The organism is Microcoleus sp. T3_D1 (assembly GCF_036700405.1).
GTDB lineage: Bacteria > Cyanobacteriota > Cyanobacteriia > Cyanobacteriales > Microcoleaceae > Microcoleus.
On sequence record NZ_JAUBOV010000030.1, the window covers coordinates 42,897 to 52,404 of the forward strand.

Sequence of the window (9,508 nt, forward strand, 5' to 3'; positions counted from 1 at the left end):
CCCGGTTTCTAAGTATGGGCGGGGCCGGTTTATATAATTTGTCGATAATTATCAAATATATAGGCGAAGCCGGCCCTACACAATTTAACGTCATACAAGTCCGAATCAAACGGACATTACATGAATTGACACAGACTCAATAATTAATCGGTGTATTCATGTTCATCCGTGTATAGCAATCCTAAATGAATCGTAAATGAATGGTAAAAAGATGTAGGGGTAGTGCTAAGAGTGCCTACCCCGGCTTCATGGGGCAACCGGGCGTGGGTTTGGCCCCTACAAGAATTACACAAATGATTTAGGATTGCTATAGTGCCTTCCTGATTCCTTCTACTTAATTGGAATTTCGATGATAAATTCAGTACCTTTACCGGGTTCGGAGAGGCACTGCAATTTGCCGTTGTGTTTTTCAACGACAATTTGGTGCGAAATTGATAAACCCAAACCTGTGCCTTTACCTACGGGTTTTGTGGTAAAAAATGGGTCAAACAAACGCACAATCTGATCTTCGGGAATGCCCTGACCGTTGTCTTTAATCCGAATTAAAATGCTCTTGTCATCAATCGTTTCAGTTTGAATGGTAATAGTAGGAAAGATAGTATGGCCGGTGTCTTTTGCTTGGATGCAGCTTTCTTCCAAGGCGTCGATCGCATTGGCCAATACATTCATAAATACCTGATTTAACTGTCCGGGATGACAGTTTATTTGGGGCAGTTCTCCGTATTCTTTAATCACTTTAATACCCTGCCAGTTGGGTTTGGCTTTCAGTCGGCTGTTTAACATTAACAAGGTACTTTCTAAACCTTCGTGAATGTCGGCAGTTTTGATTTTCGCTTCGTCCGCCCGCGAGAAATTTCGGAGAGTTTGAATAATTTCTACAATGCGCTCGCATCCGGTCTGCATCGAATTGAGCAATTTGGGCAGGTCTTCTGCTAGAAATTCTAAGTCTATATCATCGGCTTGTTGCTGAAGTTTTGCTGGGGGATTTGGGTACTCTTCTTGATAGACTTGCACGATTTCTAATAAGTCGAGAACGTAGCCTCGGACGTGGCAGAGGTTGCCGGCGACAAAGCCAACTGGGTTGTTGATTTCGTGGGCAATTCCTGCTAGCACCTGTCCGAGGGAAGACATTTTTTCGGTTTGTACTAACTGCATTTGAGTTTGCTGCAAGTCGCGCAAAGCTGTTTGCAATTCTTGGGATTTTTGCCGATCGCGCGAGGCGGCGGCGGCCCGTTCTTCCTCAACTCCGATCGCCCCGGCAATAATTCCGATCAGCTTGCAGTCGGCTTCTGTGGGCGCGATCGACTCGGTGTTGACAACGCACACCGCACCCACGTAATTGTCGCCCCGCCGCACTGCTTGTCCCAGATAGCTTCGCAGTTGATAGCGGATGACAGCGGGATCGGTTTGGGCGTAGATCGTGTTCTGCAAGTCAGGAATGGCAACAGCCCGATCGCTTCCTTTGCTGCATACGTCGGTGCAGATGTGGCCCTCGGCGCGATCGACCAGCGGGTAGTCCGGCGGCGCTTGCCAAGTCGCGATCGCTTGCAGCAGACCGCCACCGACGCGGCTGTAGATGGCGCAGCTTCCGCCCAAAAGCTCACCGGCTAAGGATGTCAGGCGCTGGATGTTGTCAGCAGCGTCGGTGGTGAATCCCAAAAAGCACTCGTTGATTTTGCTGAGGCGGTACTCTGCTTGCCTGCGCGCCGTCATGTCGCGGGAGTTGATCACAATTCCTTTCACAGCGGGGTCTGCTAGCAAGTTGATGCCGACACCTTCGAGAAAACACCAAGAACCGTCAGCGCGCCGGAACCGACCTTCTAGGGCGATCGGATCGCCTGGATTTGCGATCAGTTTTTCGCCGTCGGACATCACCGAGGGCAGGTCGTCAGGGTGGATTAAATCGAGAGCAATTTGACCGGCGACTTCATCGGGTTCGTAGCCTAAAACTCTTTCTACAGAAGGGCTTTCGTAAACAATGCGACCGCTGGCGTCGAGAATAGTAATGATGTCGGAACTGTTGAGAATTAGCGATCGCCACTTAGCCTCATTTTGGAACAAAGCTGACTCGGCTTGTTTGCGATCGGTAATATCCTCTACCATTTGCAAAATAAACTGTGGCGTTCCCTGACTGCTGTCGATGACAGAGACGCTGAGGCGTCCCCACCTGATGCTGCCGTCTTGGCGGAGGTAGCGCTTCTCGATTTGGTATGCTTCGCGGGAGCCCGCGACCAACTGTTGGCGCAACTCGCGCGAAACTTGTGCGTCTTCCGGGTGCGCGCAGTCGTCGAGGCCGAGACCCCGCAGTTGAGCTTCCGATCGCCCCAGCATAGCTTGAAATGCCGGATTAGTGGCGATCGCCACACCTTCGAGGGTAGCGACTACCATGCCGATCGCAGCGCGTTCAAAAATTGCCCGAAACCGCTGTTCGCTGTCTCGCAAAGCTGCATCCGCTGCCACTTCCTGCGTGATGTCGCGCCCCGCGACTGCCAAACCTTTGCGCGAACCGTCGGGGTTGAACAGTGGCACTTTTCGCACTTCAAACAAATTGCTGCCGCCTGTGGGCAAGGGGACAATTTGGCGGCTGGAGGTGAGAGTGCCTGCTTCCCAGGTGGTTTCGTCGGTTTCCTGCCAAGTTAGCAGGATTTCTCTGACTCTCCCAGTGGCGGCGGCAGCGAGTTCGGCAGTAGTTTTGCCCTGGTAGTCTGCGGTTTCCCAGCCCAAAAGTTGCAGGGCGCAGTCGTTGGCAATCAGCCAGCGCCCCTCGCTGTCTGTGAGGTTGATTGCGTCGGGGACGGCGTTGATCGCGGTTTTCAGCCAGTATTCTTGATTTCGCAGGGCTGCTTCGGCGCGCTTGCGATCGGCGATTTCGGCGACGGTTCCTTCGTAGTAAAGGAGTTCGCCATCTTCGTCGCGGACTTCGCGCACGTTTTCCGAGATCCAGGTAGTGCTGCCGTCTTGGCGCCGGACGCAGGACTCAAACTCTTTCAGGGAGCCGTTTTTGCTGATTTCTGCCATGAAGGAAGCGCGGCGGGTGCGATCGGCGTAAAGGTTTTTTGCCGAACATTTTGCGATCAGTTCTGACGGGGAATCGTAGCCGTACATTCGGGCGAGTGCCTGGTTGGCGCTGAGGTAGCGCCCGTCTGGGGCGGTTTGAAATATGCCTTCGGTGGCGTTTTCAAAGATGCTGCGGTATTTTGCCTCGGCTTCTTTGAGGGCTTCTTCTGCTTGTTTACGATCGGTGATATCAGATTGGACGCCGATGAAGTGGGTAACGATCCCGCTGCTGTCGCGCACCGGCGAGATGGTGAGTTCGTTCCAGAAGGCGGTGCCGTCTTTGCGGTAGTTTTTCAGAACTACTTTGCAGTCATGCTGTTCTTTCAGGGCCACGCGGATTCGATCGACTGCAGCGCCATCAGTATCCGGGCCTTGCAGGAAGCGGCAGTTCTGCCCGATTATTTCGCTGCGATTGTAGCCTGTAATCCGCTCGAAAGCCCCGTTGCAGTAAACTATAGGCTTGTCGGGCCGGGTAGCGTCCGCGATCGCGATGCCGTTGCTGGTAGCTGCCAGGGCGCGATCGTACAGCCTCCAGACTTCTTCTATTAAATTCGGTGTGCCGCCAGTACGAGTCGGCGATAGCGTTTCTGAAGGAATGCTTATATCTATCTGCATGAGTTTCTATAAATTGAGTTTATTGTAGATACCGACTGCCAGCACAGCGTAGAGTTTAACAAAATTGTCTGTTTTCCGAAGGCAGAAGTTAGAAGGCTATCATGCAAAATTTGGGCGGTAAATCCTACCTAAAGAAAATCTGGCTTCCCTCGTTTTATTTTCCTTCTGCCTTCTGCCTTGTGCCTTCTACCTTCAAAGGAATCCTAGTTGTTAATTTATAATAGTTGTTCCAGCGATAACTCTATCTCTGGTATGGTTTACTTGGCCGAGTTTGGGCGGCTTACAATTTCGTTCATTTATTTTTTTAATTAAATAAAAACTACATTATCCGGCTCTCGTAAAAAAAAATAATTAAATACTTTATAGTTAAATGAGTCAAACTCTTCTCTAAAACAAACCGAGGTAAAATTAATTTTGAACGAACACAGCAAGTTCTGAAATATCGTCGATCGCGAAAGTCGGTTCTAGGGCAAGACACTGAGCGCGATCGCCATATCCGTAAGCCGCCCAACAAACATCTATCCCAGCATTTTTAGCAAACAGCAAATCAATCGCTGTATCGCCAACCATTAAAATTTGACTGTTATCCAACTCCGGGAACAGCGGTTTAATAATCGAGTGAAAAACTGCCGGGTTTGGTTTCATAATTATTTCTCCGTTGTCACCTAAAATTAAATCAAACAAACTGTGAATTTTCAGTTTTTGCAGTAACAAATCCACAAAACTAACGTGTTTATTGCTGAAAATTCCCAGGCTCAATCCCGACTGACGCGCCAACTGCAACACTTGCTTTGTCCCGGTAAATAACTCTACCTGCTTTTCACCTTCCGTCCGATAATAAGAGCGGTAAGTTTCAACCCATTCAGGAATTGCGCTTTCCGCGATCGCCGGATGGAGGATTTTAAAACTATTTGGTAAATTGATGCCGATCGTCGCTATAATAGTATCAGCAGCAGGCGGGGTAATATTGAATCTTTCAAAAGTTTTGGTAAAGCAAAATACAATAGCTTTGTGAGTAATTGCCAAAGTGCCGTCGAAGTCGAAAATAATTAACTTGTACTGACTCATCATCCGTTCCCAATGTGAATTATAATTTTTTAGCATTCAAGAGGTCAACATGAGTGTCACCGAAAAACCCGAACTTTTAGTAACAGATTTTACAGATTTCCCAGACCACACTCAATTACCAGATTCCGACGGTACTTTTGTGAAAAACTTTCAAGAACTCCCTCAAAGCATCCTGTTAACAACATCTGTTAGACCCATTTTAGACCAACTTCATCCCGACGGACAATATTGTATCGGTCAAGATTCCGGCATTTATTGGCGCGTCCCGCAACCCCCAGAACCCCTAGCCAGAGGAGCTGAAGCACCGGATTGGTTTTACGTGCCCGACGTGCCGCCAACTCTCGACGGAAATATGCGGCGTTCCTATGTAATGTGGAAAGAATTAATGCCACCGTTAATCATACTAGAATTTGTCTCTGGAGATGGCAGCGAAGAAAGAGATAAAACTCCAAAAAAAGGCAAATTCTGGATTTACGAGCGGATTATTCGACCTGCTTTTTACGGAATTTATGAAGTCACAAAAGCCAAAATAGAATGCTATCATTTGGTAGAAGATAGATTTGAGTTAATGTCAGAAAATCAGCGCGGACATTACCAAATCGAGCCAATGGGATTGGAATTAGGCATTTGGCAAGGGGTTTATCAGGGCGTAGAACTGCCTTGGATGCGCTGGTGGGATGCTGAGGGGAATTTGCTGCTGGCCGCTGATGAACGGGTTGAACAAGCGGAATTGGCAGTCGAACAAGCGCAGTCAGAAGCAGAACAAGAACGGCAAAAGCGAATAGAAGCCGAGCAGCGAATTCAAGCTTTAGAAGCGCGTTTGCGAGAGCTAGAAGGAGGCTAAAATCAGACTCAAGAGGGCGGGTTTATTAAATTATTGGTGTGAGAGACTTAAAGGGCTGGTAAAACCCGCCCCTACCACATATTTTCATCGTTTACGCAGATATTTTTTTCTTTTCTCCGGTTTGCAGTATGGAAAATTAAAAAATTATCGTTTCTCATCCAGAAGCTGCTTGTATTATTTGATAAGTATTTTGTAGCTTTGTGTAGAATCTATGGCACTAATTGTTCAGAAATATGGCGGAACCTCGGTTGGTACAGTCGATCGCATTTTGGAAGTAGCCCGACGAGTTGTAAAAACAGCACAGCTCGGCAACTCTCTCGTTGTCGTACTTTCGGCGATGGGCAAAACCACCGACGGTTTAGTTAAACTCGCCAAGGAAATTTCCGCAAATCCCAACAAGCGGGAAATGGATATGTTGCTCTCCACTGGGGAACAAGTCTCGATCGCACTTTTGAGCATGGCATTGCAGGAAATGGGACAGCCCGCAATTTCCCTCACAGGCGCCCAAGTCGGCATTGTCACCGAAGCCGCCCACACCCGCGCCCGGATTTTGCGAATCGATCCGAATCGGCTTGAAAGCCAGTTAAAAAGCGGTAAAGTTGTTGTTGTTGCGGGTTTCCAAGGCATCGCCGATGCCGGAGAATTGGAAATTACCACCTTGGGCCGTGGCGGTTCCGACACGACAGCAGTAGCCTTGGCTGCAGCGCTGCGGGCCGACAGGTGCGAAATTTATACCGACGTGCCCGGAATTTTGACTACAGATCCGCGCTTGGTTGCCGACGCGCAATTGATGGACGAAATCACTTGCGACGAAATGCTGGAATTGGCGAGTTTGGGCGCAAAAGTCCTCCACCCGCGCGCGGTAGAAATTGCCAAGAATTACGGCGTGCCCCTGGTAGTGCTTTCTAGCTGGAGTGACGCCCCCGGTACCCGTGTAGTGTCCCCACCCCCGCAACCCCGGCCTTTGGAGGGCTTGGAGCTCGCAAAAGCGGTGGATGCGGTGGAATTTGACTTGGATCAGGCGGGGGTGTCGCTACTGCGTTTGCCCGATCGCCCCGGTGTAGCAGCGCGGTTGTTTGGCGCGATCGCCCAACAAAACCTCGATGTAGACTTAATTATTCAGTCAATTCATGAAGGAAATACTAACGATATTGCCTTCACCGTGACGCGAAAATCTCTGCAACAAGCCACCGCCGTTGCAGATGCAATTATCCCCTCCCTCGGCAAGAATTCTCGCCCTGAATTGGGAGAACCGGAAGTGAAAGCAGAAGAACGGCCAATAGCTAAAGTTAGCATTGCGGGTGCGGGAATGATCGGTCGTCCGAGGGTAGCGGCGCAGATGTTTAAGACTTTAGCGGATGCGGGAATTAACATTCAAATGATTTCTACATCCGAGGTGAAAGTTAGTTGTGCGATCGATGCCGAAGATTGCGATCGGGCCGTTGCCGAACTCTGCAAAGCATTTGATGTCGCCAACTCCCCTGTTGGGCTGCGTTCATCATCCCACAAACCGCCCGCAGTCCGCGCCGTTGCGTTGGATCTCAATCAAGCGCGTCTAGCAATTCGCCAATTGCCCGATCGCCCCGGAGTAGCAGCAAAACTGTTCGGACTTTTAGCCGAGGAAAATATCAGCGTAGACACGATCATTCAATCGCAGCGCTGTCACAATATTGACGGCATATTAACTCGCGACATTGCATTTACCGTAGCACAAATTGACGCCGAAGCTGCTAAAAACGCCCTCGAAAAAGCCGCCCCCGAATTTGGATGGGGCGAAGTAGCAGTCGATACACAAATCGCCAAAGTTAGCGTTGTCGGTTCCGGGATGGTAGCGCATCCGGGAGTAGCGGCAAAGATGTTTGAAGCGCTTTCCCGCCAGCAAATCAACATTCAAATGATTGCCACTTCCGAGATTAAAATTAGCTGCGTTGTGGATGAAGGACAAGGAGTAACTGCTTTGAAGGCAATTCACGCAGCCTTTGAACTGGCCGGCACTGAAAAAATCCAAGTTCCAGCGTAATTAAGGTTTCTAGTCAGGACTTTATACCGAATCCGAGTTTTTCACCCCCTTTATGCTTCGGCGGTTGAAACCAATCCTACACAAACTTTCGTCTGCCTCCGCAGACTAAGAAATGAACGGGGTATTTAAGCCGCATTTGGTATTAGTCCTTTCTTCGAGATTCGTAGTAAGGAATTCAGTCGTAAGGAATTCAGTCGTAAGGAATTCAGTCCTTCAAATTTTATTTAATTGATATAAAAAAAAATCGCCCTTTTTTTTAGGGTTAAACACTTGACTTCGAGGATTTAATCAAGTACAATTTAATAATGGGAGTGGTGGCAAAAATAAAATTTTTGCCACCACTCCCATTATCTAAAATATACCACAATAAATCAACCAAAGTCAATAGATAATCCTTCTTTTTTTAGGGCCGAGCAGTTATTGATATCAATTCCGCTTGTATGGGAATGATTAAACCGCAGAGGGCGCAAAGATCGCAGATTCTCCAGAAGAGAGAGATGAATAATTCCGATGTCAACGGATTTGATATGACACCACGGTAGCATAGAACAAGGCTTCAAGCGCCGAGTTATCTATAATCTACGAGGTAGTGAAGAAAACATCAGCAGTTAGATAGCTAGCACCGATATCAAAGACGATCGCCAAATAATCAGAATTAAATTTAATCGCAACAGAAGCCACTGGCATCCCACTATCAATCTGTAATAACACCGGCTCAAAGGACAGTTGAGCATAGGCAATGCCTGCACTCAAACCAATAGCATCACCCTTAGAAAAATCGATAATTACATCAGCCCGCTCAATGGATGCGATCGCCTGACTCTCCGCAAAAATAAAGGCATCATTTCCAGTACCGCCAATGAGAATATCTTGACCAAAATCGCCAATTAATACGTCATCCTCAGCACCGCCATTGAGAATATCATCTCCCTTGCCACCTTGCAAAACATCATTACCATCTCCTCCGACTAAGGTGTCATTATCATTGTTACCACTGAGAAAATCATTGCTAGAACCGCCGTCGAGAAAATCAGAACCTTTGCCGCCAAGCAAAATATCATTGCCGCCAACTCCGGCTAGCGTATCTGCCCCTTGATTGCCATTGATCGGATCGTCATCTTCTGTACCGGTGAGAAAGTCATTACCCGACAAAGCAGAAATTCCTGTCTTGGCGGCCACTTCTGGAAGGGCAGTATCAGATCCGTCTGTTAGCAGGTAAAACCCTTCTCCGCGTAGATTTTCAGGGATTCCTGTCGGTTCGCCACTATCGGTGGCATTGGGGAGAGGGGTTTGGATGGAAACTATGGGTGTTGGGGCGGGTACTGGTGTTGGGGCGGGCGTTGGGGTTGGGGCGATCGCAGGAATGGGTGTTGGGGCGGGCGTTGGGGTTGGGGCGGGTGCCGGAACGGGAGTTGGGGCGGGCGTTGGGGCGATCGCAGGAATGGGTGTTGGGGCGGGCGTTGGGGTTGGGGCGATCGCAGGAACGGGAGTCGGTACGGGTACTGGTGCGGGTGCAGGAATGGGTGTTGGGGCGGGCGTTGGGGCGGGTGCAGGAATGGGAGTCGGTACGGGTACTGGTGCGGGTGCAGGAGTCGGTGCGGGTGCGGGAGTCGGTACGGATGCGGGAATTATCGTCTCGATCTGACTCTGATCGAGGAAATTTAATGGCAGAGTAATTTCAGTGGGTGTGGTTGAGAGGGTAAGAGGTAGTGTAGGAATTGATATCGGCGTTGGATTTACTACAGATATTAGTGCCGGTGTTGGAGTTGTCACCGGTGTTGGAGTTGTCACCGGTGTTGGAGTTGTCACCGGTGTTGGAGTTGTTATCGGTGTTGGAGTTGTCACCGGTGTTGGAGTTGTTATCGGTGTTGGAGTTGTCACCGGTGTTGGAGTTGTCACCGGTG

The 9,508-nt window shown here is 49.1% G+C and carries 5 protein-coding genes; 2 read left to right on the forward strand and 3 right to left on the reverse strand.

Annotated features, from left to right (window positions below):
* Positions 1-330: 330 nt before the first annotated feature.
* Positions 331-3,672, reverse strand: a complete 3,342-nt coding sequence (locus QT992_RS15460; RefSeq protein ID WP_333337285.1) for a PAS domain S-box protein — start codon at positions 3,670-3,672, stop codon at positions 331-333.
* A 408-nt stretch (positions 3,673-4,080) separates the two neighbouring features.
* The gene (locus QT992_RS15465; RefSeq protein WP_333377282.1) at positions 4,081-4,776 is read right to left on the reverse strand and encodes an HAD family hydrolase; all 696 of its coding nucleotides are present in this window, start codon (positions 4,774-4,776) and stop codon (positions 4,081-4,083) included.
* A gap of 13 nt (positions 4,777-4,789) precedes the next feature.
* Between QT992_RS15465 and QT992_RS15470 the strand changes: the two genes are divergently transcribed.
* Entirely contained in the window at positions 4,790-5,584 is a 795-nt protein-coding gene (locus QT992_RS15470) for a Uma2 family endonuclease (protein ID WP_333315869.1), read from the forward strand.
* 211 nt (positions 5,585-5,795) lie between these two features.
* Entirely contained in the window at positions 5,796-7,604 is a 1,809-nt protein-coding gene (locus QT992_RS15475) for an aspartate kinase (RefSeq protein WP_333337289.1), read from the forward strand.
* Positions 7,605-8,183: 579 nt separating this feature from the next.
* On the opposite strand, the gene QT992_RS15480 is transcribed toward QT992_RS15475, so the two are convergent.
* Positions 8,184-9,508: calcium-binding protein (locus QT992_RS15480; protein ID WP_333377284.1), on the reverse strand; the 1,325-nt coding region annotated here is incomplete at its 5' end.